The organism is Mucilaginibacter aquariorum (assembly GCF_024498135.1).
In the GTDB taxonomy this organism is placed as follows: Bacteria; Bacteroidota; Bacteroidia; order Sphingobacteriales; family Sphingobacteriaceae; genus Mucilaginibacter; species Mucilaginibacter aquariorum.
On the sequence record NZ_JANHOH010000001.1, the window covers coordinates 2327526 to 2353357 of the forward strand.

Below are 25832 nucleotides of genomic sequence, written 5' to 3' on the forward strand. Positions count from 1 at the left end.
CCGCATAAATTGAATCGCTATATACGCCGCCAAATGATCCTTATCAATTTGATTTAGGAACAATCAACAAAGGATAACTATTTATTATCGATAACCAACATTAATTCTTCCCTTAAAGTTAGACAAAATTGAAGGACAGCAAAAGAGCCTATTCACTAGGCTCTTTAATTCATACTGATATTTTACGTTTTCGGGATGGCTGCTTTTTTTCAGGCAGCCCCTCCTTTTGCTGCTGGTTTTGTTTTTTACCGGTGGCCTGCTTGTGTTCGGGTTTTAAAAGTTCCTCGCGTTTGATCTTTTTCATCTGGTGGTCATAAAGGTCAACTGTTTTATACTGCGGGCTGGCGCTGATAAAGTATTTCTTTTCTTCGCCGTTTTGTTCGACGTTGATTTGCTGTGCGTTGCCTTTCTTTAAGGAACGGAAAAGATTTTCCTGGCCTTCAGCAGTTCGCATTTCTTTGATACCTTTATTCGCTATCACCTGTTCTAAGTCAAAACCGTAATTTTCGTTGAACCGTTTAATTTCCTTGTTACCGTTCTGGGTTAGGTTGTCCGGGTCCAGCTGCAGCCAGGCATGGTATTTTTCGCCTTCTTTATTGAACAGCTGTTTATGGACAGCCCGGCCTTCCATCAGGTTAAAGGCTTCTTTAGCGGTAATGCCGTTCCCTTTATTGATATAGAAGGTCTGGTTAACTTCCTGATCTTTGCCTTTATTTAGGCTGGCATCGAATTTATTGAAGAAATACATCCCTTCAGTATCACCTGCTTTGAAGTGCAACTGGTAATTAATGGGTTTCTGATTAAACTCGTGACGCGCATCAAGCGTGAACTCCGGTGTCTTTTGATTGATCTGTTTTTCCAGTTTGTCATTTAGCTTGTCGCCGAATCCAAGATTCAGTAAGCTCTTTTTTAAAAATTCTAAATTTTGCGTGTTCATAACATTTGATTTTAATAAATGAATTTGTGTTTGTGTTTCCGACCTGCTAATCGGTATAAATGAAAGTTTTTCATCCGAACCTATGCCGGCACGGGTTTGCAGCAATAGGATGGCATCGCTGACCGGCACGTCGGGCTGAAAGTTTTGCAATTGCCAGTTGCCGTTTCCGGCACCAAGGGTGGCAGAATACCCGATAAAGCTTAACCGGCCGTGTGCGTCCCGCATCAGGTCAAGATCAAACCCGATCTCACCGATAGCGGTGCTCAGTTGCTGGTCGTCCTTTTCCATAAAGATCGCTTTACGGAGATCGTCATTAACGCCCGGATCTCGAAAGCCGGCAGCTGCTAATTCCTGTTTTAATTCGTAATAATTTATAGCCTTTTCCATGATGTAATGATTAATGGATCCGTTGTCCGTTTTTGAGCGATTTACGCGGTGATAAAGCGATGACCTGCGATTTTTTTGCCTGCTGCTGGGCAATTTTGTTTAACTGTTCGGCGGTTACCGGCCGCAATTTTGCATCAAATATTTTCAGCGTATTGTTTCCCGGATCAGCCTGTACATGAATGCTTTGAAAATGCCCGTCGTGCTTCCAGTGGGTTGGTACCTGTTGCCCGTTCTCCAGGTAACGGATCAATTCATCCCGGTTGCGGGTTATATTGGGCATTGTTTTAAGAGCAGAGGAAACGTCAAAGGGGTGATCAGTCGCATAATGCTTCACGCCGTCGTTACCAAGCTCCACCCACCGGTAGCTGTCCTGCCCAAGTATATCCTTAAACGGCTGTTTCAATGCGCGACCTTCCAGTAAGCTTAGCGCCTGGTTCGCTTTTAAGCCCGGCCATTCTGCTATTTCAAATTCGTATTTCCGGGACGTCTGCCCGTTTTGATGCAAGCTTCCATTCAGTTGCTTTAACTGGAAATCACCATAAACGTCCTTTCCAAAATGCAGTTCAAATTTTAGTTGCTTATCTGATGACAACTGACAGTTTAACGGCAGTTTTAGCTGGCTGCTATCGGGGTCGATATGGCGTTCCAATTCACCGGCTACTGATCCTAATCCACGGCCACGAAGCAGATCTTTCAGGTTAGTCATGTTTGCGGCATGCTGATGGCGCCGCCGATTCAGGTAAGCTGGCGCATCGAATAAATAATCCTTCAGCCGAAATAACACCCGTTGTATCATATTCGGATACAATTGCTTTTGCAACCTTTTGATATGACTATCAAGCAGGGCCATAAATGGCTTTTCGTCCGGCCTGATGACTTCGCGGAGGCGATGTCCCGCCTGCTGCAGATGTTCCAACTGTAACTTCAGCAAGATGCGCTCATCTGTTGTCCCGGCTTTAAGCAGCGGTAATAGCTGGGATTTTTTTACTTCCCAGTTTTTAAAAGCGAGCAGGACACGATTCTCTGGTTTCATAATCTTAATTTTTATTCACCTTTAGTAAAACCGGGTATTCATCCTTTAACTTCACCTTGATCTTATGTGCCTTTTTGCTGAATAAACCTTTGGCCGCGTTTATACCACCCGCAGCTGCCTGTGCGCCGAGATTTTCATCCATGCTGAGAAACTGCATACTTTGGATCGCATTATCGGCGCCAGCACCCGCTGCGGCACCCAGCTCAGCCTCGGGAGCAGGAATTCCCGGCATACCGTCAAGGCTGAATACAGTCAGGCTGGCGGGCATGATGTCCTTTCCAACGCGGATATTCTGTATGCTGAGCAGTAACCGCTGGTTAGTTACCTGGCAGGCACCAAATAGTAATTGCCCTTTTGGTAGCATTATTCCTTTAAGCATTACGGAGTCGGTTAACTTTATTCTTACAGTCCCTCCGTTCATCACCCGCTGTTTACCATCGACAATGGCGGGTATGGCGCGGAAGGCCGAATCATCGTTAGGTTTTTGCTTCGGATTTAAACTCACGGACTGCGGATTCTGAATGGCCTGGATCTTGGTCAGCATATCGCTTAATTGTTTCATTTCCGGGTCTTCACTGCTGGAGCTTTTCATCGACCGCATCATCTTGCTCAGGCGCTGCACCTCCGGGCCGGCTTCAGGTTGATGGTATGGAACCGGTGATGGCTGGCTGATCTGACGGTTTATCTGCGCGAGTTTGGCCTCGATTTTTGCCGACTGCTGGTCCGCCGGACTGGTAATTTCCGGTGAGCTCGGGGCTTTCACCTGAGCCGAACCGGCTGCTTTATCAGGATTAAAGCCCATTGCCTGCATGAAATCTTTGCTGACCCCGTCAGCCGTATGAAGGCTGTCTTTTTTGGCCGATTGGTAGATATCCATTTTATCTGCCGCTTCTTTTTCTTTAAACTGTGCTGACGGCAAGGCCAGCTCAATTCCCTTTTTCGGTTCAGCAGCCAGCGAGGAATTCCCGTCTTTCCCGCCGCCAAGCGCCCAGAACGCCATGGTTAGAAATGGCAGTACAAGTGCAGGTACCACCATGTAAAATCTGCGTTTTTTCAGGAACTCCTCCGTGTTTTTCGGTTGCATTTCTTTTTTTTGTTGATTTTCCATAACCTTATTTTTTAATTGTTAATGAATCTGTTGTTTTATCTTTTCCCAGGCGAAGATGCGGTTCCGACGATTGTCCGATATGTACCGGTGCGTACGGATTTGGCGACTTACTAAGGGCGCTTCCATGCCAGTTAGATAAAGTGCTTATAGCTATGACTACTACCCAGGCAAGACAAATTATCCAGAAAACTCTTTTTTGTGCCCGCTTACTGACCTGGTTGATTTGCCGGTTTAGCTTGGTTGCGATTGTCTGCTGCCACCTGATAATGATTTTGGCGAGGCGCTCAGCGACCTGGTCAGCCGCTTTGTTATCTGCCTTTTTTGTATTATTCCTGTATAACATCGCTTATTTTTGTAAAGTGGTATCCCTGTTGGCGAGAATTTCCCAATGCTGGATCAGGAAGCCATGCGGGTTGTTGTCTGTTTGAATTTGAATATCCCTGACTTCGCCCTGTGTCACCAGCTTACGGTAAACCACCCCGCTGGAGCGAACGAGCTTTTCCGTCGCGTAACAGGTAAAGCTGTAAGGCCATTGATTGCCCTGGAGACGCGTACTATCGATAGTGATCTCCTGGGAAATATTCGCAGAGATCAGATTATTAAAATACCCGGACTCGCGGAGGTTATCGTATTGCCGCTTGGCCGATTCGTCCGCCAGGTACAATGCTTTGCCAACGTTCGCTTGTATGGCCTTATCATCCGGGCTTAAATCGAAGAAGAACTCATGAAATGATTTAATATGGTCCCGTAATTCAACCGGCAGGTTAGATTGACGATCTGAAGCATTCGCTTCCAGAAGCTTGCCGTTGTACAAAATGTGGATGCGGCTTTGCGCGAGATTGACCGCCTGCGTGCTTTTATAGATGCAGAAACACATGGTAATGACATTGCCGATGATGAGGATCAGACTGAATTGCCGGATATGCTTAAAAGCGGTGTCGATATTTTTTAGATGCGTAAACATGATTGTTGATTTTTAAGTGATTAATTTGCTTTCAGTTTATTGGCCTCGAAACTTCCGGTCTTGCCATTCCCATCGGAACCGTTATAGCCGGTCAGAAAATCTTTCGGTGCATTAACCAGGTTGGTTGCGCCTTGCTGCATCCTGGATCCGGTTGCGGAGCTTGCGGCCATAGTGGTATTTCCGGTATTGATGACCATTGTATTTACCTTTTGAAGCAGTCCGTGGCCACCACCGGCATTGACGATATAATTTGCGACGCTGGGCACGGTGAAATACCCGATAATGCCGATCATGAGAAAAACCAGATAGGCGGTATCCGTCGAACTGAAAAATGTATCTCCGGCGTTTTGAACCTGTGAAATATCCAGCTTCAGCATGTTCTCCTGAACCTTACCGATAATGGCACCAAAAATATTGGCGACCGGCAGCCATAAAAATACATTCAGATACTTCGCGAGCCAGGAGGTAAGGGTGTGCTGGAAACCATCAAAAACAGAAAGCCCGAATACGATAGGCCCAAGAATTGCCAGCACGACCAGATAAAATGTCCTGATCGTATTGATACAGAGCGCTGCCGCCTGGTAACAAACCTGCAGCACTTCCGACATCCATTGCTTTACCGTATTTCGAAAGCTGTAGGACGCTTTAGCCATCGCGAACTTCATATCATTTCCAACCTTTTCAAAAACGCCCTCGTTGTTTCCTTCTGGATCGTTTGGATGGCTATATTTATACCATTTGTCCCGATCGCCATCTCCGTCAGCTCCCTGGTACATTTTCCAGGTATCCGTTTTTTCAATGGCAGCTTCCTTTGCCTCTAGGAGGCGGGCGATTGCCGCGTCAGAATTCTGCACCATTCCGCCGGTGGCACTGACCGTGGGTTGCATAACGCCATTGATTACTGAGATTACTGTCGGGAACAGCAGGATAGCCAGGCCAAGACCAAAGGGCCGCATCAACGGATAAAAGTCTATGGGTTCTGCACTTGCGATCTGCCGGTATACCCTTGCGGCTATATACCACAATGCCCCGAATCCGGCTATTCCCTGACCAATGCCGATCAGCTGGCTGCACATCGGCAGCATGTCATTATAAACGCCGTTCAGCGTTCCCTGAAGCCCGCTTATATTTTCCGCCAGGCCTTCAGCTTTGGAAAATAAAGGAAAAAGCATCCCCGTTACCGCAAATCCTGCGGTTAAAAACCATTTGTTTTTCATAAGCTTATTTTATTGGATTAAACCATAGAGCCGTTTAAGAGAGCGGTTATCCGCCGCATCTTTTCCCCGCTGTAGTGAAAGAAGCATGCCCTGATTATTAAACGTTCGTAAAAACTGCAAGCGGTCCGCGCTCGTTCCGTAGATGCGGTCAATACTTTTTATGCGTTCGGCATCGGACATCCGCAATTTTCCCGCTGTGAGAATGTGGGTGAGGGATTCTGCATCTTCGAGGGTTTCTGAGGCCAGTTTGGAATAAACGCCGGACATATAATCTATTTCCCCCGCGCTAAAAGATTTGCTTTGCCGGAACAGGGAAAGCTTCTTTTTATATTCGGAGATCAGATCTGACTGCATCAGCAGGATGTCAGCGATCCTTCCGTACTTTTTCACAGCAGGACTGATCGCTAACAAACCCGTGAGATACACATTGTGCAGATCAAAATTGCCTTTCGATAAGGAAGAGATCGCGCCGTAACCCTGCTGATAGATTTGGTAACCCAACTTCATATCCGCGAGAATACTTTTCATCTGGGTCAGCTTTTCAATATTCAGTAAAAGCTGCTGCAATTCTTGTGACTGCGCTTGGCAGGGTTTGACTTGAAATATCGAAATTCCAAGAAGCAAACTAATCATCGCTTTGATCATTGTTTTCATACTACTTAATTTAAGCCGTAAATCTTTTGCCCGGTTTGCGACTCTTGTTTTTCTTTGAGCCGCTGCTGTCCATAAATTTTTGCCTGTGCGGTAAAGCCAGCGGCGAACCGGTAATTATTTAGCATCTCTTTATGGATATTCGATAATAAAGCCAGTCGTTCAGCGTCACTCATTTTTACTTTTGCATCGGATACCACATAGTTCAGTAAATTCATTTGCTGATCGCAGTCTTTTAAAACAGCGGCTTTTACATTGAGCAGGTATTGTATTTCATCGTCAGATAGCCCGGGAATGCTTCGAACTCCGGAAAAAACATTTAGAATGTCCTTTTGCCAGTCAAGGATTTCCTTAACCTGATAATTATATTTTACAGAAGCGCTGGCCACTTCCATTCTAGTATAGTAAGTACCATGAAGCACGCTTTCCATATTTAAATAACCTGATATATTACCAAGACCGCCATGGGCGATCTGATAACCCTGCTTAAGGAATTTGCTGTAAACTTCTAATGCGGCTATTTGCTGTAACAGGTATTTTTTTTGGGTGCTGCCCTGACGAAACCACTCCGAAAAATTTTGAGCATAGGTATTCAATGCCGGTAAAAAGGATATTCCGATAAAAAAGCTGATGCGGAGCAAAAAACGTTTTGCTATACCCGTTTCTTTGAATCTATTGAAATCCATATAAACTTTTGGTTATCCTGGTGTCTGCCAGATCTTTGCTGCGGCGAATACTCAAAATTTGGTTTTCAGTATTATATCGGCGGAGATCGTTAAAGTTTTCATCCAGCCGGTCACCCGCACGGTTTATTTCATTTAATCTTTGCTCATCTGTCATCTGTGTCGTATGACTGCTGAGTGCAGCTAATACCTGATCGAGGTTTTTGGCACTGGCTGAAAGTATGCCCTCATAAACTGACGCCATCTGGTTCAGTTCCCCGGCACTGAAATGTTTATCCTGCTTTAGTAATGCCCATGCCTGCTGGTATTCCCTCATCAATGCAACCTGTTCCAGTGTTAGCTGCTTTATGCGCTGATAATAGGCGATCGTCGATTTGACCTTCCATAGCTCGTCATAGTAATTGGCAAACAGTTTTTGCTGATCGCCCGTCCATTCCGAGATCTCCGTTAGCCGAAGTTTAGACAACTCATTTTCCAGTACTTTCTGCGCATTCTGCAGCCATATGGTTTTATTCTGGAGCCTTTGAACTTTCAGGTCGATGGCTTTTATTACTTTTTTCACGGTAAGCTTGATTACCTCAGCGGCGACAAACTGTGCACGCACTTTGCTTGAGGGAATCGAAATCAGGGCTGCAACAATGCAGACAATAATATAATTCTTAAAAAATTTCACAATATGCTCCTATCTCCTGTGTGAACAGGCAGTTTTAATTCTAGAGATGACAGACTTACTTTATTTTAAGAAAGACTGAATTTTTCAACTTAACCCCTTTTGGATCATCAGACAAGTAAATTTGTCGGCCTAATTCGGTTTCTGCAAGTACTTGCTGATCTGTATTCCATACCGCCTGCCATGTTTCTTTTCTAAACTCAGCAGGCAACTTTTGACCATTTCGTTTTCGTTGAAAGGCATCCCGACGTTCAATTGAATATGTTTTTGTGGCAAGATTAACAGCCGTGATAATTAATGTATCAGTTGCCACACTGTATTCACTTTCAGCGTTGTTAACATACACCCCAGTCAATTCAGGGTTTTTGCTGCCGCCGCAGCCGGCTATCAATAAAGCAAAGCCAGCGATAATGAGGAATTTTAGTGTTTTCATAATGCTATAGTTAAATGGTTAATGATTCTTGTTTATCACGAACGAGCTGCGCTATTCCCTTTTCGACGCTGCCATATTTTGCGGCATATTCCTGCACCAATACTCTTTCCCTTCCTTCAGTGGTATAGGCGTAATATTCTTCCGGCGAAAGCTCGTTCTTAAAGACTTTCATTTCCTGGCCGCCGAGATCAATATAGATCTCGCGGTTATCCTTGTTGACGGATAGCACCTGCGCTTTTCCTTTTTCTGACATACCAAGAATTTCCTGCAGCTTATCAAACTTGTTCATGAAATTCCGCATGTCCATTAAAACTTTGATATCTGCGTTATTGATGATCGCTTCTTTAATAATGGGTGAGCTGACCAGGTCGTCCAATTCCTGGCTGACGACGTTTGGCACGCCATTGAATTTCCGCATCGTTTTAAAAGCATACTGAATAAAGCTCGCCATGCCGGAATTGGCGATTGCCTTCCAGGCTTCGTCTATGGTCAGCACTTTACGTACACCTTTCAGCTTGCGCATCTTGGAAAGGAAAAGCTCAGTTACCAGCAGGGTGATTACCGGAAAGAGGATAGGATGATCTTTGATATTATCCAGCTCTATCACGACGAACCGCTGCTCCAGCATGTTCAGGTTTTCATTCGCGTTTAGCAGGTAATCGAATTCTCCGCCCTCGTAATAGGGTCTGAGCACATATAAAAAGTTATCGATGTCGAAATCTTTATCTTTCACTCTTTGCGTTTCGAGTACTTGAACGTAGGTGTTCTGGAGATAATCGTAAAAGCTGTTAAAGCCGGGAAAGATCGCCGCATCGGTTGCCAGGTATAGGTAATAACCTTGCAAAGCATTGGATAATGCCACGTATTCACTGCGCATCAGGCTTTCGTTTTCCTGTTTCCAGAGCGTCACCAGGAGCGCCTTGAGGCTCTCCTTTTTCTCGGTGTCCAGCCCGTGTCCCTCCGGCAGATAGAATGGATTAAAGCGGATCGGTGTTTTCTCCTCATAAGTAAAATAATAGCCGCCCACCAGTTCACATAATCCCTTGTAGCTGCCGCCGATATCAACCGTTACGCAGTGCGCCCCCTGATCGTAAAGTGTCCGGAGAATATGATTTACGGTCATGCTCTTGCCGCCGCCGGACGTTCCGCAAACCAGCATGCCCATATTGGACGTGATCCCCGTTTTTCTTGGCGCGTCAAAAAGGTCGATATAAACCGGTTTGCCCGTCAGTCTGTCGCAAAAACGGATACCTTCTGCAGGCGGGTCGGAACGGTAATTACTTTCAAGATTCAGGAAGCAGGTCGCCTGCTCCAGAAATGTATCAAAAGTATCATTCACCGGAAAGTCCGCTGCGTTCCCCGGCATGCCGGCCCACCATATCTGCGCTGCCCCGTCAGATTCCTGTTTACTGCTCGCCCCGATTTGCGCCATCGCTGAGCCTACAAGATTCTTGATGTCCTGTAGTTCTTCCCGCTTATCCGTCCAGGCAAATACATTGAAGTGTGCCTTAACAGGTAGGCGCTGCTGACTGATCGCTTCATTCAGAAAATCATTGGTTGCATCGCGGCCAATCGTATTTTCCCGGCTATAGGAGGACAAGGACTGCAGCCTGAGTTTTTTGGCTTCAAGGTTTTTTAAGGTTTTAACGGTGTCACCAATAAAAATGAATTGGTTATAAATATGGTTACATTCCAATAGCAAATTAAGCTGGGTACTAAAGCCGACAGGGAATTTTGTCTTGTCGGTGCTGTATTTATCGTACGTGATCCTGCTTCCGCAAAACGCAGGAAGATCCTCTGCATCACCAAGCGTAAACAGCTGTGCATACTGGTCGCCGATCTGCAGCCGGTCTTTGAGGTGAATATCCTTCAGCATAGGCTGGTCATCGGCCGAAAGAAGGAAACAATATTGCTCCAGTATTCCTGGCTGTTTCACCGTACCGGATAGATCATTATCCTTTAATTTCTTTAAGCTGATCAGCCTGCTATCGCTAAGGATGCGTTCAAATTGGCCTGCCTTTTCCAGAAACTCCGGAAGCATTCTTGCATCGGTGGTTTGTTTTGGCACAATACTTTTGCGCATGATCCCTGAAAATGCGCTGCTGGCCTGCTTGCGGTCGGGTGCTTTCAGGGTCAGCATAAGGTAACAGGTATGGTTAAGAAACATTCTGCCCTTGAAATGGCGGTCAGCGGCATCTGTGAGAAAATTTCGTTTCAGGCCGTTCGTTCCACTGTAGGCATTTTTCAGATAGATATCCTGTTTGTGAATGATACTGTTTTTCGGCAAAACCCTGATCGCCCTGACCCACGATTGATGATAAGCCTCGTATTCTTCTTCCGAAAGCGTAAAAATCTCCGGCAGCTGAACACGGTAAGCTACTGTCAGATCACCCTGAACCGAAACCATACAATCATGCTCGACTTTAAAAATCGGAAATATTTTTTCCGCACTGCTGAATAATGACATAGTTAGCGTTTTAAGGAGGTGAATAATTTGCGTGACTTGAACTTCAGATAAACTGGCAGGTAATTCCTGGCGCCCCTTTTCATCAGACCATATTGGCCGTATTTATGACTCAGCTTGTAAACCTGGATAAAAAGCGCGCTGCCAAGCCCACAGACGATAAGAAGGCACACATACACGGGCGTTCCGAAAATATACAGGACTGCAAAAAGTACTAATAATGCGACCAGGCCCGATGCGAGGTAACCGATATATTGTGCTTTTAATCCTTTGAACTCTATGGGCTTATTGATCCCTTTATTGATTTGATATACTGGCATAAAAAATATTTAAACCCCGAAAAATGATTTTAAAACGGTAGCGACCACTACCAGGAAAATGCAGCTGCCGAACCAGCTTGAGGCGACCTTGCCGGTATCATGTTCACCGTCATTCCACTTTTTATAAACCTTTATGGCGCCCACGAGGCCGATGATGGCCCCGATCGCATACATCAGGTTGGTACCGGTATCGAAATAGCTTTTAACCTGTGAGGTAGCCTCGTTTATCCCGGCATTGCCGTCTGCGGCCATTACAGTTTGATAAGTGCTGAACAGGATGCTAATTAGTACAGCTGCCCATTTTGCCAGCGCTTTGGATGCGTTCCTAAGTATTGATTTTATCTTTTTCATGATCTTAATTGTTTACAGGTTCATTATTCCAGTAAGATTCCAATTCATTAATGGTCAGGGAAAAAGGAAACTGGCTGGAGCCTTCGGTCAGAAGAAAATCGTTTACCTGCTCCTCGTAGGTAGTACCTGCCAACGCGTAGTACTTTTGGACGACCAGCCTGAAAAGCATTTCAAAGTTTTCCTTGCTTTCACTTGATTCGTTGATCACGCGTATCAGCGTCTTTACTTCCGAAATCATTTCGGAAAAATCACTGATCAGGTGAATGTCAGGTCCCCCCGCTTCAGTAAAGGACAATGTGTTTGGGTTTTCGCTTACCTCAGCATCCTCGGAAGGGCCAAACGACAGGTCTTCCTGCGACACAAAATCCACATCGTCTGGCTTAATGGCACCCGCAACGCTGAAATCAGGGAGTTGCAGATCTGCTGCCGGGAACCGGGAGCTGACAGGTTGCCTGCCGGTTAGGCGACAGATCATTGCCTGCAGCTCTGATCTGTAAAAGGTAAAAATCACGTAAGCGTAATACGCGGTTGCAACAATGATAACGGCTGAAAGGTAGTTCAGCCATGAAATTTGATGAAGCATAATCCTAAAATTTTCCGGCAGCTTTATTACTGACGGTGACAAGACAAAATTCGGAACCGGCAGCAGTGAATCTATCCGAGTTTATCCGACTCGGACTGTGACTTTTTTTAGCGGAAAATAAAAAAGCGGCTTTAGGCCGCTTTAAATCGCTATTTTACCGTAACTTTTTTTGTATACGGAGCAAAAAGGCGTCTTTCATTTCATCGATATAGACTGTCGGGCTCGGCCTCCCGCAAAGCCAGTCATAGGTGTCATAGAAATTCCCGAGAGAGATGTTGAAGGATTTCTCTATAAACTTTACGATGCTTTTCAGGTTCTTTTTGCCAAATGCTTCGGTGGCATGCCAGCAGTAGATCAGTTCGATCAGCGCGCATTTGGTTTGCTTCCAGTCAAAATCGCGAAACTCGGAATCGATCTGAACGATGGCTTCCTTTTGCAGAATCTTTTGTATGGAATGCTCCAGGTGTTCCTGCATCAGTTCACTGGCGAGTACCTGCGCGAGCTTATGGTCATGGGTTGTGCTGAAAGTCGGGTCGAAATCAATTACGCACTGGTCCGGATCCAGATGTACATCGTAATTGCCACGGACAAAATAATACTCATCCAAGTAGGTCGCTTCTGTCCTGACGTATTGATAAAAGGAAAGATTGCATTCAAAAAAATGGTATAAGATCTTTATTTCATTGGTGAGATAGTCAGCTACAACTTTCCCATCGCCGATCGGCTTTCTGATTTCGAGGTTCAGCAATGACTGGTAGTAGATAAGCTGGGATTTGAACTTGGGCTTGATCTGTTTAAAAAAAACAATCTCCTCGGCGGGTGTGCCGGGATCATTTAGCTTGCAATAATCTTTTAGTTTCCTCAGGTATTTTAAACATACGTGAATGGATTTTTCATACCGTTTAATGAACTGGTCTTCTTCAAGCGCTATCGCGTTGATATCCTTATTTAAATCGGCATAAAGACGGTCGCTGAATTTAGTTATCATTTGTTAAACTTTTAGTAAAAGGCGCTGCCACCGGTTATCGGAAACAGGTGTCCAAACAGCGCCGGCAGGTATCATTTTCTCATAATAGCGGGATTAAGTTTTTGGGAAATAGGTTTTATCAAGGTGATTGAGCATCCGTTGCAGAAAATCACGGATGATCGCGGCGTTCGCCTGATCTGCGCCGTAAAATGCGCGGCGAAAGCTGTTTACAGAGATATTCAGCTGTTTTTTCGTCTCAAAATGAAAGGTGAAGAACCGGAGGATATCGGAAATATTATTGACAGGAAAACATCCCTCCAGGTAACAAAGCCTGATAAATAAACCAAATTGCCCGACAGACAGGTTTAATGGCATCCGGGCTGTGCCAGTTTGCCTTGAGGCAGCGTTAGCATCACCCTGCCGGCGGCCGGCCGGCCTGAACAATGGTAAGGCCTGCAGGATCTCGTCTATAGATGGCAGGTCTTTCTCAAATTTTTTACTGCGATCGGGAAAGCGGGACGCTAAAACTTGCCGCTCCTGATCAATATGCAGTTTCCTTTTTTTTACCGGCAAAAGTGCAACAGCGGCTGCCAGCCTGGTATGATAATACAGCTCAAAATATTCGCTGTTGAAATTATGGCGGTAAAGCAACGCTTCCAAATCTTTCGTATCCAGCGTGGCCTCCGCTGCGCGTTCCGCTATTAGCCGAAAAAGACCCTTGAGATAGATGACCTGGCGGTAACTTATGCCGTCCTGACGCGCCCCTTCCAATTTTTCGTTGACGGCATTTTGAATAGCATAAATGAGCGTCTGATCAATTTGTAGCTGATTGAGCCTGTTTAGTACAGAAGCCAGCAGTGCGTTGATGCTCTTTTTTTCTTTCCCAAACCTGTGGGCAGATAATACATGGTTAAAGTCAAAGAATTTATGAAAATGCTTTTCCAAAAATTCGAGGAGATCTTCCAGGTATTGAACCGCCTGGATCGAAATATTGGTAGATTCAGCAACTGATGTCGCAAGAATGCCTGCCGGCAAACTGCCCGATATCTGGTCGGACAATGTAATGATCCCGGCCTGGTGATATTGAATATACCGGGTGAAAATAGATTCTTTTACAGTACTGAATAATTCGTGCTCCCATTTCTTTTTTAGATCATCGCATACTTCCGCTATAAGCGCAGGAAAGTTTGTCCTGTGAGCTTCTAGCTCAAGGCCGGCCGTTTCGTTTGAGTTAACGATCCCGGCAACAATTTTCTCCAACTGATGTAATTCTGACTTAACCACAACATTGAATTTTGGTAGAACATCCTTTTTTATTATTGTTGTGAGTGGTTTTTAACGGTGAGGTTTGTAAATATTAAGACTTATTAATTTAACTTTACATTAACCTTTTGCCGACATTATGCGTAACAGTAGTAATAACTATTGTCATTGTTGCCGTGGTCGGATCAGTTTCCACGGTAGTTGGCATCAGGCTTCCCTTTAAAATTCCCCTGTTAAAATCACAAATGGTATCCATCCGTTTGTTTAATCTTTTTGATTTTAAATTTTTCATGGCTTTGATATTTGATCAAAGCTATTTTGGGTTTCTCTGTTAGGGAACTTTGTTACGCGCAGAGCTAATTGCTATATGTAGAAAAGAGATTATGATTTTTAAGTGACATTAAATGAGACTCACCAGGATAATAATTTTACGGCACATCTTAGTTTGGATTTTGTTTATTGCCTATGAAGTTTCGCTTATAAAAATTTCTGTGGGTCTTACATCTCCGCTGTATCACTTAGTCGTTTATTATGTTCTAAACATTGTTTTATTTTATTTCAATGCACATGTAATACTCGACTATGCATTCTTCAAAACCGGCAGGCCCTATCTGATCGCCACGCTTTTGATATTACTGGAGATTATCGTTCATCTGTTCATCAAACTTGAAGTTGACAGCATATTTACAGGCGTAAAATATTTTAGTTTTTTATTTACATCACCGATGCAAAAGGTCCTGCTAAGCAATATATGGCGGGAAATCTTCTTTATCGGTTTCAGCATAGCCTATTGGTCCATGTTATATATGATGCGTTTTAAAGAGCGTAACCATGTCATGGAAAAGGAGCAATTGCGCAGCATCGCACATACGCTTGAACTCGAAAATAAATATATTACGGCTGAAAATGCATATCTGCAAAATCAGATCAGTCCGCACCTGTTATTTAATTCACTGAACTTTATTTATGGTGCCATTCATAAATTATCTGAAAGGGCCGGTAAAGGTGTAATGCTGCTCTCCGAGATCATGCGTTATTCTCTGGTGAGCAGTGAAGACAACCGCACGGTACTACTCGCCGATGAGGTCGATCAGATCGAGCGCTTAATTGAATTAAGCCACCTGCGTTTTGAGCACCAGCTGTATATCCGTTTCATCAAGAGGGGAAAGCTGAAGGGGGTGCGGGTGTTGCCGCTGATCCTGATAACGCTGGTTGAAAACATGGTCAAGCACGGAGATTTGGGCGCCCCCAACCAACCCGGGCGAATTTCACTTACCTATATGGAAAATCAGTTAGCGTTTAAAACTGAAAACCTGAAACGGACCAGCTCACCGCACCCTCCGGGCGGAATCGGGTTGAAAAATATAGAAAAGCGGCTCAGCAACTTTTACCCCGACCGCTACGAATTCGAAATCCAGGACACGGAAACATTGTTTACAGTTACCTTAAATATAAACCTGAACCCATGAACTTTACCTGTTATGTTATCGACGATGAGCCTGAATCCGTGGCGCTAATGACGGAGTATATCGAGCAGACACCTGGCCTGGAACTGATTGGCGCTACCACGAACCCGCTGGAAGCCCTTGATGTGCTGACGAGTAAGGATGCCCCGGATATCACCTTTGTAGATGTGGATATGCGGCAACTTACCGGGATGGAACTTGCCGGAATGGTCAACCTCTATACTTCCATTGTGTTTACGACCGCCTTCCCCGAATATGCCCTGCAGGCTTTTGACCGCGAAGCATTTGATTTCTTGCTGAAACCTATCAATTATGAGCGGTTTTTAAAATGCATTCAGAAGGCCAAAAGAAAAATAAACAAGAACCAGGCAAATGATTTTGGACAGAAGAACGGATTTTTCAACGTAAAGAGTGAGGTCAAAGGAAGGATTATTAAGATCATGTTCAAGGATGTTATCTACATAGAGGGCGCAAGCAATTATATCCTGATCTATACCACCGAAGGAAAGCATATGACTTATTTGACTATTAAGGAAATAGAACGCTATTTGCCAAAAGATATCTTTGTACGCATTCACCGTTCCTTTATCATCAACATCGACTTTGTCAGCGTAACGGAGCGGGCGCAAGTGAAGTTACAGACAGGTGAACTGATCACGATGGGTGATCATTACAAACAGAAATTCCTGGATATGATGGATGAGCATTTGATCAAATCAGACCGGAAACCTTAATTTCAGTTTGTTTCCGGCGTCCGGCCTGCGAAGCAAGGTATTTATACAAAAGGTAATAGATCACCATCTCCTGCTGTGGTTGCTGATCGGTAAAAATGCGGTTGATGTGCATATGTAAAATACTATGCAGGTAGTCATGTCGCTCAGCTTCCGTACCGGCCAAAAATTTCCGGATCTCGGTGGCATGTTTTTGCAGTTGCCTGCTAACCGTGGCAAGTTGGTTTGTTGATAAAAAATCGGCATCCGGTATCGCCTGATTGATCTCCTTACTTAATTCCCGGTATTTCAGATCAAGCTGCTTTTTCGTTTCGCGGTTATCATAGACGGCCGACATGCTATGATAGCACTCGTGAAAAAACTCCATCTGCGCGGTTTCATCCGGAATTATTTCAGCAATGATGAGTTTTACTGATGCCAGCGCGACAAGATATACAGGCGGCATGATCCGGCCTTTGCTTTTACGCAGATACTGCAAAACAAATAGGCTGCTCGACCAGAACAGGTCTTCCGTAACTTCCATGCCTGCTGACTGGTACCTTTCCAGTTCGCGGCTGTAAACATCAACCTGGTACTCGCGGATCACATGCTGGTCGATGTGGCCTTCAAGCAGCCTGCGGAATGACATCAGCACTTCGCCGGTATCCCTCGGGTCTAACTTTATTCTGAGCCTGATATGCGGCGCATGGTCATCATATCGGATAAAGAACCATTTGCTGCTTCGCCCGTGCTTGAATTTTCTGTTAATGAGCGGCCAAATCTTTAAAAGTATTTTGGATGCGTTGAGCTTGGGGCAGTAGATCTTTAAATACAGCCATTCAGTGCCGGGCATATACTTTCGCACTTCCCTTCGTGATCGACAGACCCGTTCTTTATGATCAGGCAATGGCAACGGCCGGTCCGGCAGGATAAAGGTGTTAAACTGGTTAACGAATGCGTTGCCTTTTTCGTCACGTACTGTCGCATCCTTGCCAAGGTCATCTATGAACTCGGATATAATAAGTTCTTTACGTAGCCGGATAACTTCTTTAAAAAGAAGGATGTCATCCGGCGATTCCCGATAAAAAACAAGCTGCTGGTCCCCGTCACTGATCATAAAACGATCCGGTAAGCTATAATCTTTGACTACGCGTCTGAAGAGTACCTGAAATTCTTCGTCCTGCGCCAGCTGGAGGGCATTCAAATGGGTTTGCGGGATGATCCATGTCGCCAGGCTGAGAATCGCCTTTTGAATTTCTACGCGTGGATAAAATGACTGGCCCGGAAAGTAGTGCCGCAGATCAAAACTAAGATTTGTTCGCCCGAATTGGTATGGGAGATCTGCCAGAAATCGAAACAATGGTAATTTGTTTAGGCTGTGGTTATAGGCGCTGGACAAACGCGGAATGACATATTTCCCGTGCGGCGCGGAATACAAAAATACTGTATCACCCTCCATCTCCACATACAGGTCTTCAAGCTTTAATTGCTTTTCGACAGGGAGTGTGCTGGCCGCTGTTATCGGGAGCTCGAACGACCATAAATGTGCCCGTCGGTTTACATTATCAATATGCGGATCGGCCAATTGCAGCAACTCTGCAAAGATGAGGTTGGGATTTAACAATTCCTGATCCTTTACAATTGCCTGTGCGGCGGCGGTGAAATCTGCGTTTGCGGCAGTGAACCGCCCCATTAGTGCCAGTGGGTTATTGCCGCCAACACTTTCCATATAGACTTTATCCTGTATCACCCGGAACAGCACGGTTAGCCCTAAGGAAATCTCAGGTTCTTTGCGGTGGGATATTTGTGCCAGATCAGCTTCATTTAACCGTATAACGGCTTCATGCTTTCGTTCCATATTAAGCCAGCTTTCCATCAGGTAGGCATGCGCTTCCGTCCATGTATCCTGGTGGCTGATTGCCCTAGTGGGATGAATATGAAGTGTTTCCAGCAGCCGGTTGGGACTCTCCACCGCTGCGGCTTCGTACCCGATACCTTTTTCGGGATCAAGGGCGGCGAGCAGCGGGATCCGCTGGCCTTCAAAATCTTTCCTGAATGCGTTTTTAAATTGCTGCAATGCCGGGAGTTCATCAGGCGGACATAAACTATTCAAAGCATGAAGGCCCAGACTAATGGTGGTCTTATGCTCATTATCCAGTTCTGGCCGGATGATCTTACGCATCGAAATGCAACTTGCCGGCTGGTCAGGCGCATCGCGCTCGCCATTACCGGCAATTGTCTGTAAACGGGCCTTATATTTTAAGATGTTTTCCACGGACAAGCCGGGCTGAGGTAATTGCGCGATGATCTGAGTTGCTTTCTCGTTTACGACCCTTATTTCTGTAAGGCCGGCGAGCAGTACCGCTAAATAATTATCACCGGAAATATTTGGGCGCAGCCGGGGAATTAACACCTGACTGTCTGATAGAAATTGAAAATAGTCCGCTGACTCCTCCCGATCTGTATTTGCAAGCTGGCCGATATATTGGATGATTAGCGTAGGTGTTTTAGGTTCCCAGCAGAACCGAAGCAGTGCCTTGAGGATGAGCGAGTAATCCGTTGACTGTAAATGGTAGGTCCTCTTCCCGTCTTCATTTATTTCTGTCCGGATAAACCGAATGTCCTTCATGACCCGGTATACCGTTGGGTTTGCTACATAAGCTGCTTCAGATCCGAAACTATTTTGCAGTCGTTTAGCTGCGGACTGGACAAACGTCTCATCAGGAATAAATATGCCGGTTAAGCTGTTGTTTGGAACAGTAATGATTTCCTGGCTGCCCCAAACAACAACGGAAACTGATGCAAAAAGCCCGAATGGAGTTGGCCGATAACAGCAGCGATTGATATACTTCATCACCGTGGCCTGTTCCTTCACAGATAGGCCATCATAATCGAAATTTGCTTCTGCCAAACGGCTGTAAAATACAGGGCTTGCAACATAAAGCGCTGCCTGAAAAAATGTTTCCCTTAAAAGTATACCCGGGTGGGTGTGATAGGTCCCTGTGTGATAGGCAGGCATACGTAGAAGCAGGTGTTCAGCAAATTTATAGGACATAGGCTAATATTAAGTAAATTATAAAGAGTGTTCAGGGATTTGATATGGAAAATCCTGAACAAAAATGCTGGTTCAAAGCATCATTACAACCGTCCTGGTCTACCAAGCTTCATTTTATTACGCCGCGTAAAGCTGCATCCGGTTTTGATTCCTGCCCGGAACTTCCTGCTCAATATCCGTTGCCTATCCGGGCGGAATTTGAACCACTTTTTTAGACCAATTGCGTGTTTTGGTGAATAAGAACACTATAACGATCCAAAGCCGGCGTTTTTCGAACCGATTATGTTTTAAATAAAGTTTATTAGTTTATCAACATAACCAATCTGTTAGTTTGCCACCTTGACTAAACGTCTTTAAGCTTTTTGTTCCGAAGATTCCCGAATCCCGATCCCATCATCATTGACTTTAAGAATATATGTGCCATCAATCATTGAACATCGACATTCTTTGTCCGGCAAACCGGAAAAGCATATTTAACCGCGTTGGCTACCGCCTCGTTCGCAATTAAACCTATTGGAACGGCTTCAGCGGCATCCAGGTCAGCTATTCTACCTGTAAATTGAAGGAGATATGCCCGGCACCAGGACATATGTACATGAGAAGTAATACTCTGTATTTACAGCATTTGCGATACAAAGTAAATTACCACTACACATTATATTTCAGAGACCATTTGACCATTTCCGAAATGACCGGTTCTAAGTCACGTCCGCATTCTGTTAAATTGTATTCCACATGAGGGGGAATTATGGGCATTGCCTTGCGGCTGATTATACCATCGGCTTCCAGTTCTTTCAAAGTTTGAATGAGCATCTTTTCGCTGATAGCAGGCACAGCCCTTTTTAATTCGCCATATCTCATTGTTCCAGAAAATAATTGCCTGATAACAAGAGGTTTCCAGCGATTCCCCATTTTATAGGCTATAAACGTTACCGGGCACTTTGTTGTTACCAGTCTTTTATTCATCTGGTTAGTAGAACTTTCTTTTACATTGGCCATTTGATACACACTTTTTGGTAGGTACTTGACTAAGAGTATGTACAAAGTTAATTTTGTTTTCAATAAATAAAGGAATAAAAATGAAAGCAATAACAATAACAGGAAAAGGCGAAGTAGCGTTAAGTGAAGTGAAAAAACCAGATCATGCAAGTGTCGGTCATGTCATTATTAAGATGAAAGCAATGGGAATCAATGCCGGTGATAAATTTCTGATCAGTGGCAACTATCCTCCTGGTTTTTTTACACAAAGCCGCGATGACATTGCAGGAGTGTCTGGGGTCGGAGAAGTTATCGAACTTGGCAATGGGGTTCCGGAGAAGTACATTGGCAAGCAGGTGACTGTCTATCGGTCTTTAACGCAAAGTTCGGAAGTAACAGGCACATGGAGCGAATATGCACATTTACCGTATTTACAATGTGCAGTATTACCTGACGAAGTAGATCCCCTGGCATATAGCGGATCGTTGGTTAATATCATCACACCGTATAGTGCCTGGAAACAGGCAGTTCAAGAAGGACACAAAGGTATTGTTATAACAGCGGGCAACTCTGACACCGGTAAAGCAATGCTAGGCATTTGCATTCATGCCAATCTGCCGGTTATTTCGATAGTAAGAAATGATCAGGGCAAGCTTGACCTTGAAAAAATCGGTGTTAAACATGTTCTTGTCCAAGATTCTGAACACTTTCAGCAACAGTTCGCATCACTTGCGAATGAATTACAAACGACTGCCATATTTGACGGCGTTGGCGGATCATTGTTATCTGAAATTGTGAATTCAGCTCCTCCGAAAAGCACTGTATATGCTTATGGTTTTCTGGGCGGTAATACTCCCTTGTCGTTTCATACCAGTATTTTAATGAAAGGGATCACCATCAAAGGGTTTAGCAACTTTAACACAGAAACGGTTCAAAACCATGAAAAACTAGAATTAGCTTTGAGTGAGATCAGCGAAATCATTCCAATGCCCCATTTTCAATTTAAAACAGGAGAAACATTTGGCTTCGATCAAGTTAACGCAGCACTTTCATATGTTTCCATAAACGGGTCAAAAGCGGTTTTGGAAATTTATTGAGCGTCAACTGATGGGTTTATGATTTTTAAATCATCTGGCAATTTCCCATTTGTAGAACAACGCCGCCTCCGTATTTTATGGGGCGGCTTAACATTTGTAAATCATCATCCGGCGAATGTGTAGTCGCCTAATGGGTTATCGCTGCAGCAGGTGGGAAGAATGCGCTGGGCTGGACAAGGAAATTTGACGCAAATTGATTGTGACATTTATCACCAACTAGGCGAAAAACGGTGGTGGAGGGTACTTTTTGGAAACAACAATAGCTAAAAAGCCGAATGGTTTCATCTGTAAAAGACAGCAGGTTTATTAATGATCCTTTGCATATTGATTCCTGATGCGGCTCAGGGTTTCACGGGATACACCAAGGTAAGAAGCGATCATATGGAGCGGTACCCGGTTAAAGATATGCGGATATATTTTTATAAAATTTGAATACTTTTCCTCAGCCGTATCACTGATGTTGCTCATGATACGGTCTTGGCTGGCGTCAAAACTTCTGGCCTTTAAGTTGTAAATAAAATCTTTAAAACGGGGAATGTTACTCAACAAATTAGTAAAGTCTTGTTTTTCAATCAGGATCATTTCGCTATTTTCCAGCGCATCAATATTGTTTTTGGAAGGTGTGCCATTGTTATAGCTTTCAGCATCGCTGACCCACCAGTTTTCTACCGCGAATCTCAATATATGTTCATTACCATCTTCGGTCACCCGGTAATTGCGTAAGCAGCCCCTGACCACAAAGCAGTTGTAATGACAAATATCGCCCTCCTGTAAGAGGTACTGCCGTTTACGAAGTTTCCTGTAAACGGTTACTAGGCGTATCTCGTCCAGTTCCGCATCGGTAAGGCCCCCCTTTTCTTTTAAATAGGATGAAAAGATTTCAAACATGGCATACACTTTTGAACAAATCTATTTAAAAAATTAGGGGTGATCCGGGCAGATCGGAAAAATGTAATTAATGTGACCAAATGAACTTATTAAAACGGGCATTATACGCTTTGTCTAATTGGCCGTCACGTCTTTATGTGAATCATATTTACAAACCCTGCTTATCGTATTTGCCCGTCTGCCGGACACACATGAACATTTTCGAACCAGTTAGCGTGACATTTATCACATACAAATTCTGTCAAATGCCCTCGTTGTTTGGAGCACATTGCCGGAACTTTGGCAAAAATATGAACGCATACGATGTATAATAAAACAAATTGGCCGGCGGATCAGCGGCCGGAGATATCTGCGATCTACGCGCTAAATGATATCGATATCAAAGCACCGGCAGAGGTGGTTTGGAAACTTTTAGTTGACGCGGAAAATTGGGTGAGCTATTTTCCGCCCGAAGACCAGGTTAAAATTTTAAGCGGCGGAAAGCAACTGACATCAGGCGCCAAATGGAGCCGCGTTACTGTCGGCTATTTGATGCACCTCACTGTGACTGAGTTTGAACCCTTTCACAGGCTGGCATGGAAAACTACCGTCGACGGTGACGAGACCGGTTCAACTGCATACCACGGATGGGTAATTACACCTACGGCAGAAGGCGTTCATGTCCTTACCGAAGAAACACAGCAGGGTGAATGGTTTCTGGATATATTAGGTCACAAAAATCCGGGAGGGCTTTATGCCTATCACCAGGATTGGGTAGAACGACTTAAAACTGCCGCCGAGGAAATTGCAGCAGGCAAATAAATCATTAAGGAAGCGAACTACATAAAAATACACCAATACTATCAAATCGTAAAAATCATGGATCTTCAATTAAAAGAAAAAATCGCGCTTGTTACCGGCTCAACTACCGGAATAGGTTTTGCCATAGCCAAATCACTGGCGGCCGAAGGCGCTAAAGTTATTGTTAACGGGCGTACTCCCGACCGCGTGAACGCAGCTGTTGAAAAAATCAAATCGGAAACCGGTAACCACAACATATTTGCGGGTGTGGCAGACCTTGAACAGGCTGACCAGGTAAATGCCCTCGTACAGCAATATCCTGATGTGAATATTCTGGTTAACAATGCCGGGGTTGCCCAGCCGAAGGCGTTCAATGATATACCTGACGAGGAATGGTTGGATATCTACCAGGTAAATGTAATGAGCGGTGTGCGCCTTTCGCGTGCCTACATCGGACAAATGCTGAAAGCCGGCTGGGGCCGGATCATTTTTATCTCCAGTGAATCGGGTGTACAGGTACCAGCGGAAATGATCCAGTATGGTGTTTCGAAAACCGCCCAGATCGGTTTGTCGCGCGGACTTGCAGAAATGACGGTTGGTACCGCAGTTACCGTAAACACCGTTTTACCCGGACCAACATCGACGCAAGCTATCACCAATTTCATGAAAGCAGCCGCTGAGCAGCAAGGCATCAGCGATACCGAAATGGAAGAGATGTTTTTTACCAGTATGCGGGGCACCTCGCTGCTCAAGCGCTTTCTCCAGCCGGAAGAGATTGCCAGCCTGGTAACCTACATCGCCAGTCCGCTTTCAGCGGCCACCAACGGCGCTGCGCTTCGTGCGGACGGCGGTGTAATCAAGTCTGCATTTTAAAGAATTATCATCAACATAATAAACAAAAACATTATGAAAACAATCGGAATTATTGGCGCAGGTCATATCGGTCAGGCAATCGCCTTGCAATTGCTAAAGATCAATGTTCCTGTTTTGATCAGCAATAGCAGGGGACCTGAAACCCTGCAACCGGTCTTGTCCAAATTAGGTAACGGGGCAAAAGCGGTGAGTGCGAAGGAAGCCGCGGAGGCGGATATGGTTATACTTGCGCTTCCATGGTGGAAAGTAAACTCGCTTTCCGGGCTCATTGACTGGAGCGGCAAGGTTGTGATCGATATCACCAACGAGTTTCTGCCCGGCGGTAAAATAGCTGACCTTGGTGATAAAACGTCAACCGGGATCGTGCTGGAACAATTGCATGGCGCGCGTATCGTAAAAGCATTCAATACACTTTTTGCTGCAAGAATAGCCGCAGATCCGGTGATTGGCGAAGGTCGCCGTGTAGTATTCGTTGCGGGAGACGATGAAGGTGCTAAAACGGAAATAGTTGAACTGATCAACACAATCGGTTTTGCTCCGGTCGACTTGGGTACATTAGCCTCAGGAAGCAAATTTATCGAAGCCAAAGGGGTGTTTTCAGGTGCCCACCTGATCAAATTATAACGTACATTTATATTGTCAAAAATGCTGAAACGGGAGTGGGAGAACTTTCCCCCTCCTTTTGCTTATGTGAGTTCCGGTTCTGTCGGGATTGTGAAAATTCAAGCATGCGGTCTCTTGCGCCAGTTATCTTTGACTCACCTTAGATTAATAAAAAGTCGTAAGCCTCTTTAATCGCCGACCGCCAAAACTTTTCCGTAAGTTTTATGACTGTTTGCGCATGCTCTGCTTAATCCTTTCCCTATGCTGCCCGCACCAGGCACTGAGTTCACCCAGCACTTTTTTCAAGGTACCGCTATAGGTCGTTGCTTCATAAATGATGCTGACCGGGTTGTCAGATACACCTGTCAAACGACAAAATCATTTAGGCCCAATCTTTCAGTTCTTTATCCAACATTGGCGGATATCCCACTTAGCTCATGTTGAATCCCATTATCAACTTATATGACTGTACCAGCGAAAGGATGATTGCAAGCCGCCATTTACCATTCGAAATATACAGTGCATCTAACACATTCCTAAGGGAGCCTACGCATTGCTTCTTATCCAGAACAGGGCTTGGCAAACTGACCGCTCCAACGCCTGACCATTTTGTTCCGGTACTTTACAGCCTTGGTCTAATCGATGAAAAGGATGAAATACGCCACTTTTTTGAAAGGGGGCCAAGTTGAACCAATTATATCAGTGATTCCAATATTGAATCAGTGATAAATGTCACAGTTTTTTTGCGCCAAATGTCCTCTTTCGTTATGGGTGACATGCAGGAGATTTGCTCCTACATTAATCTATAAAAAAATGTTTGAAATAATCAAATGGCCCGAAGAAATGGTTCCCAGTCGGTGCCCAATTCATTTTACGAATGAACTTGAAATTTCTGCATCGCCTGAAACGATCTGGTCTCTGCTTACTAATACCAAAGCATGGCCGCAATTCTATCCAAGCATAAGTCAGGTCCAGCTTTTACATGGACACGAAACGTTGCAGATGGGTACAGAGTTCGAAACAAGCTTCGCCGGACAGGACGTTTTCGCTTCGGTTCAGGAATTTGAACCCTACATACGCATCGCCTGGGGCGGATACCCAAAGGTCGCCGAGGAATCCAAGGCGTATCATGCATGGATCATTACGCCGACCCCGGGCGGGTGCCATCTTTGGACGGAAGAGACCATGCGGGGACCGCATTGGGTAGAACTGGCAAAGCAAGCACCCGATGGCTTTTGGCGCGCGCACGAACGGCTTCTTGCTGATCTGGCAAGGGTAGCGACTGCATTGGAGGCGTCAGTTCGCCAATCTTAATAAAACGGGGATATAATAATAATAATAATAATAATCA

28 protein-coding genes are annotated in these 25832 nt (G+C 44.8%); 8 read left to right on the forward strand and 20 right to left on the reverse strand.

The features are described from left to right. Positions 1-169: 169 nt before the first annotated feature. The 17 genes from NPE20_RS10030 to NPE20_RS10110 all read right to left on the reverse strand — a co-directional run bounded on the left by NPE20_RS10030 (position 170) and on the right by NPE20_RS10110 (position 14323). The gene (locus NPE20_RS10030) at positions 170-1324 is read right to left on the reverse strand and encodes a hypothetical protein (protein ID WP_256538484.1); all 1155 of its coding nucleotides are present in this window, start codon (positions 1322-1324) and stop codon (positions 170-172) included. Between the two features lie 10 nt (positions 1325-1334). Continuing rightward, a complete protein-coding gene (locus NPE20_RS10035; protein WP_256538485.1) occupies positions 1335-2357 on the reverse strand; it encodes a hypothetical protein in 1023 nt (340 codons plus the stop codon). Between the two features lie 4 nt (positions 2358-2361). Then, the gene (traM, locus tag NPE20_RS10040; protein WP_256538486.1) at positions 2362-3465 is read right to left on the reverse strand and encodes a conjugative transposon protein TraM; all 1104 of its coding nucleotides are present in this window, start codon (positions 3463-3465) and stop codon (positions 2362-2364) included. Positions 3466-3469: 4 nt separating this feature from the next. Further along, positions 3470-3808: a hypothetical protein gene (locus NPE20_RS10045; RefSeq protein WP_256538487.1), complete on the reverse strand. Its 339-nt coding sequence runs from the start codon at positions 3806-3808 to the stop codon at positions 3470-3472. Between the two features lie 3 nt (positions 3809-3811). Then, positions 3812-4429, reverse strand: coding sequence for a conjugative transposon protein TraK (gene traK / locus NPE20_RS10050; RefSeq protein WP_256538488.1), 618 nt, complete (start codon positions 4427-4429; stop codon positions 3812-3814). 20 nt (positions 4430-4449) lie between these two features. Then, positions 4450-5646, reverse strand: coding sequence for a conjugative transposon protein TraJ (gene traJ / locus NPE20_RS10055; protein ID WP_256538489.1), 1197 nt, complete (start codon positions 5644-5646; stop codon positions 4450-4452). Between the two features lie 9 nt (positions 5647-5655). Next, entirely contained in the window at positions 5656-6300 is a 645-nt protein-coding gene (locus NPE20_RS10060) for a TerB family tellurite resistance protein (protein ID WP_256538490.1), read from the reverse strand. Positions 6301-6305: 5 nt separating this feature from the next. Then, complete coding sequence (locus tag NPE20_RS10065; protein ID WP_256538491.1) at positions 6306-6983, reverse strand: hypothetical protein; 678 nt, start codon at positions 6981-6983, stop codon at positions 6306-6308. After that, entirely contained in the window at positions 6970-7542 is a 573-nt protein-coding gene (locus NPE20_RS10070; RefSeq protein WP_354003230.1) for a conjugal transfer protein TraI, read from the reverse strand. The genes NPE20_RS10065 and NPE20_RS10070 overlap by 14 nt, the downstream gene beginning before the upstream one ends. Before the next feature lie 166 nt (positions 7543-7708). Then, entirely contained in the window at positions 7709-8083 is a 375-nt protein-coding gene (locus tag NPE20_RS10075; protein ID WP_256538492.1) for a hypothetical protein, read from the reverse strand. Positions 8084-8093: 10 nt separating this feature from the next. Then, on the reverse strand, positions 8094-10550 hold the full coding sequence (locus NPE20_RS10080; protein WP_256538493.1) for a TraG family conjugative transposon ATPase: 2457 nt from the start codon (positions 10548-10550) through the stop codon (positions 8094-8096). A gap of 2 nt (positions 10551-10552) precedes the next feature. Continuing rightward, positions 10553-10867, reverse strand: coding sequence for a DUF4133 domain-containing protein (locus NPE20_RS10085; protein ID WP_256538494.1), 315 nt, complete (start codon positions 10865-10867; stop codon positions 10553-10555). Positions 10868-10876: 9 nt separating this feature from the next. Next, positions 10877-11218, reverse strand: coding sequence for a DUF4134 domain-containing protein (locus tag NPE20_RS10090; RefSeq protein ID WP_256538495.1), 342 nt, complete (start codon positions 11216-11218; stop codon positions 10877-10879). A 4-nt stretch (positions 11219-11222) separates the two neighbouring features. Then, positions 11223-11801, reverse strand: coding sequence for a hypothetical protein (locus tag NPE20_RS10095; protein WP_256538496.1), 579 nt, complete (start codon positions 11799-11801; stop codon positions 11223-11225). A gap of 154 nt (positions 11802-11955) precedes the next feature. Next, the gene (locus NPE20_RS10100) at positions 11956-12789 is read right to left on the reverse strand and encodes an RteC domain-containing protein (protein ID WP_256538497.1); all 834 of its coding nucleotides are present in this window, start codon (positions 12787-12789) and stop codon (positions 11956-11958) included. Between the two features lie 93 nt (positions 12790-12882). After that, positions 12883-14052 (reverse strand): hypothetical protein, encoded by a 1170-nt coding sequence (locus NPE20_RS10105; protein ID WP_256538498.1) that lies wholly within the window; start codon positions 14050-14052, stop codon positions 12883-12885. A gap of 94 nt (positions 14053-14146) precedes the next feature. Continuing rightward, positions 14147-14323 carry a hypothetical protein gene (locus NPE20_RS10110; RefSeq protein WP_256538499.1) on the reverse strand — a complete coding sequence of 59 codons (177 nt, stop codon included), beginning with the start codon at positions 14321-14323 and terminating at the stop codon, positions 14147-14149. Between the two features lie 199 nt (positions 14324-14522). Here NPE20_RS10110 and NPE20_RS26955 point away from each other — a divergent pair, with 199 nt between their 5' ends. Continuing rightward, complete coding sequence (locus NPE20_RS26955; RefSeq protein ID WP_256538500.1) at positions 14523-15500, forward strand: sensor histidine kinase; 978 nt, start codon at positions 14523-14525, stop codon at positions 15498-15500. Further along, positions 15497-16231, forward strand: a complete 735-nt coding sequence (locus tag NPE20_RS10120; protein WP_256538501.1) for a LytR/AlgR family response regulator transcription factor — start codon at positions 15497-15499, stop codon at positions 16229-16231. Before NPE20_RS26955 ends, NPE20_RS10120 begins: the two co-directional genes overlap by 4 nt. Here NPE20_RS10120 and NPE20_RS10125 read toward each other — a convergent pair. Next, a complete protein-coding gene (locus NPE20_RS10125) occupies positions 16209-19262 on the reverse strand; it encodes a lantibiotic dehydratase (protein ID WP_256538502.1) in 3054 nt (1017 codons plus the stop codon). The two genes, NPE20_RS10120 and NPE20_RS10125, sit on opposite strands and share 23 nt — an antisense overlap. 44 nt (positions 19263-19306) lie before the next feature. On the opposite strand from NPE20_RS10125, the gene NPE20_RS10130 reads away from it, so the two are divergent. Next, the gene (locus tag NPE20_RS10130; RefSeq protein ID WP_256538503.1) at positions 19307-19477 is read left to right on the forward strand and encodes a hypothetical protein; all 171 of its coding nucleotides are present in this window, start codon (positions 19307-19309) and stop codon (positions 19475-19477) included. Between the two features lie 433 nt (positions 19478-19910). Here the strand turns inward: NPE20_RS10130 and NPE20_RS10135 are convergent, their stop codons facing one another. After that, complete coding sequence (locus NPE20_RS10135; RefSeq protein ID WP_256538504.1) at positions 19911-20261, reverse strand: winged helix-turn-helix transcriptional regulator; 351 nt, start codon at positions 20259-20261, stop codon at positions 19911-19913. An 80-nt stretch (positions 20262-20341) separates the two neighbouring features. On the opposite strand from NPE20_RS10135, the gene NPE20_RS10140 reads away from it, so the two are divergent. Continuing rightward, positions 20342-21337, forward strand: coding sequence for a zinc-binding dehydrogenase (locus NPE20_RS10140; protein ID WP_256538505.1), 996 nt, complete (start codon positions 20342-20344; stop codon positions 21335-21337). 306 nt (positions 21338-21643) lie between these two features. Here NPE20_RS10140 and NPE20_RS10145 read toward each other — a convergent pair whose 3' ends face one another. After that, a complete protein-coding gene (locus tag NPE20_RS10145; protein WP_256538506.1) occupies positions 21644-22225 on the reverse strand; it encodes a Crp/Fnr family transcriptional regulator in 582 nt (193 codons plus the stop codon). 303 nt (positions 22226-22528) lie between these two features. Between NPE20_RS10145 and NPE20_RS10150 the strand changes: the two genes are divergently transcribed. The 4 genes from NPE20_RS10150 to NPE20_RS10165 all read left to right on the forward strand — a co-directional run bounded on the left by NPE20_RS10150 (position 22529) and on the right by NPE20_RS10165 (position 25795). Continuing rightward, positions 22529-23026 (forward strand): SRPBCC domain-containing protein, encoded by a 498-nt coding sequence (locus NPE20_RS10150; RefSeq protein ID WP_256538507.1) that lies wholly within the window; start codon positions 22529-22531, stop codon positions 23024-23026. Between the two features lie 57 nt (positions 23027-23083). Then, complete coding sequence (locus tag NPE20_RS10155; RefSeq protein WP_256538508.1) at positions 23084-23878, forward strand: SDR family NAD(P)-dependent oxidoreductase; 795 nt, start codon at positions 23084-23086, stop codon at positions 23876-23878. Positions 23879-23911: 33 nt separating this feature from the next. Continuing rightward, complete coding sequence (locus tag NPE20_RS10160; protein ID WP_256538509.1) at positions 23912-24502, forward strand: NADPH-dependent F420 reductase; 591 nt, start codon at positions 23912-23914, stop codon at positions 24500-24502. Positions 24503-25294: 792 nt separating this feature from the next. After that, entirely contained in the window at positions 25295-25795 is a 501-nt protein-coding gene (locus NPE20_RS10165; protein WP_256538510.1) for an SRPBCC domain-containing protein, read from the forward strand. Positions 25796-25832 lie beyond the last annotated feature (37 nt).

What these genes read in the sequence shown, in the direction of transcription:
- NPE20_RS10030 (WP_256538484.1), bottom strand. Translation starts at nt 1,324, where the DNA reads ATGGAAAAGGCTATAAATTATTACGAATTAAAACAGGAATTAGCAGCT.
- NPE20_RS10035 (WP_256538485.1), bottom strand. Translation starts at nt 2,357, where the DNA reads ATGAAACCAGAGAATCGTGTCCTGCTCGCTTTTAAAAACTGGGAAGTA.
- traM (WP_256538486.1), bottom strand. Translation starts at nt 3,465, where the DNA reads ATGGAAAATCAACAAAAAAAAGAAATGCAACCGAAAAACACGGAGGAG.
- NPE20_RS10045 (WP_256538487.1), bottom strand. Translation starts at nt 3,808, where the DNA reads ATGTTATACAGGAATAATACAAAAAAGGCAGATAACAAAGCGGCTGAC.
- traK (WP_256538488.1), bottom strand. Translation starts at nt 4,429, where the DNA reads ATGTTTACGCATCTAAAAAATATCGACACCGCTTTTAAGCATATCCGG.
- traJ (WP_256538489.1), bottom strand. Translation starts at nt 5,646, where the DNA reads ATGAAAAACAAATGGTTTTTAACCGCAGGATTTGCGGTAACGGGGATG.
- NPE20_RS10060 (WP_256538490.1), bottom strand. Translation starts at nt 6,300, where the DNA reads ATGAAAACAATGATCAAAGCGATGATTAGTTTGCTTCTTGGAATTTCG.
- NPE20_RS10065 (WP_256538491.1), bottom strand. Translation starts at nt 6,983, where the DNA reads ATGGATTTCAATAGATTCAAAGAAACGGGTATAGCAAAACGTTTTTTG.
- NPE20_RS10075 (WP_256538492.1), bottom strand. Translation starts at nt 8,083, where the DNA reads ATGAAAACACTAAAATTCCTCATTATCGCTGGCTTTGCTTTATTGATA.
- NPE20_RS10080 (WP_256538493.1), bottom strand. Translation starts at nt 10,550, where the DNA reads ATGTCATTATTCAGCAGTGCGGAAAAAATATTTCCGATTTTTAAAGTC.
- NPE20_RS10085 (WP_256538494.1), bottom strand. Translation starts at nt 10,867, where the DNA reads ATGCCAGTATATCAAATCAATAAAGGGATCAATAAGCCCATAGAGTTC.
- NPE20_RS10090 (WP_256538495.1), bottom strand. Translation starts at nt 11,218, where the DNA reads ATGAAAAAGATAAAATCAATACTTAGGAACGCATCCAAAGCGCTGGCA.
- NPE20_RS10095 (WP_256538496.1), bottom strand. Translation starts at nt 11,801, where the DNA reads ATGCTTCATCAAATTTCATGGCTGAACTACCTTTCAGCCGTTATCATT.
- NPE20_RS10100 (WP_256538497.1), bottom strand. Translation starts at nt 12,789, where the DNA reads ATGATAACTAAATTCAGCGACCGTCTTTATGCCGATTTAAATAAGGAT.
- NPE20_RS10110 (WP_256538499.1), bottom strand. Translation starts at nt 14,323, where the DNA reads ATGAAAAATTTAAAATCAAAAAGATTAAACAAACGGATGGATACCATT.
- NPE20_RS10120 (WP_256538501.1), top strand. Translation starts at nt 15,497, where the DNA reads ATGAACTTTACCTGTTATGTTATCGACGATGAGCCTGAATCCGTGGCG.
- NPE20_RS10125 (WP_256538502.1), bottom strand. Translation starts at nt 19,262, where the DNA reads ATGTCCTATAAATTTGCTGAACACCTGCTTCTACGTATGCCTGCCTAT.
- NPE20_RS10130 (WP_256538503.1), top strand. Translation starts at nt 19,307, where the DNA reads ATGGAAAATCCTGAACAAAAATGCTGGTTCAAAGCATCATTACAACCG.
- NPE20_RS10135 (WP_256538504.1), bottom strand. Translation starts at nt 20,261, where the DNA reads ATGGCCAATGTAAAAGAAAGTTCTACTAACCAGATGAATAAAAGACTG.
- NPE20_RS10140 (WP_256538505.1), top strand. Translation starts at nt 20,342, where the DNA reads ATGAAAGCAATAACAATAACAGGAAAAGGCGAAGTAGCGTTAAGTGAA.
- NPE20_RS10145 (WP_256538506.1), bottom strand. Translation starts at nt 22,225, where the DNA reads ATGTTTGAAATCTTTTCATCCTATTTAAAAGAAAAGGGGGGCCTTACC.
- NPE20_RS10150 (WP_256538507.1), top strand. Translation starts at nt 22,529, where the DNA reads ATGTATAATAAAACAAATTGGCCGGCGGATCAGCGGCCGGAGATATCT.
- NPE20_RS10155 (WP_256538508.1), top strand. Translation starts at nt 23,084, where the DNA reads ATGGATCTTCAATTAAAAGAAAAAATCGCGCTTGTTACCGGCTCAACT.
- NPE20_RS10160 (WP_256538509.1), top strand. Translation starts at nt 23,912, where the DNA reads ATGAAAACAATCGGAATTATTGGCGCAGGTCATATCGGTCAGGCAATC.
- NPE20_RS10165 (WP_256538510.1), top strand. Translation starts at nt 25,295, where the DNA reads ATGTTTGAAATAATCAAATGGCCCGAAGAAATGGTTCCCAGTCGGTGC.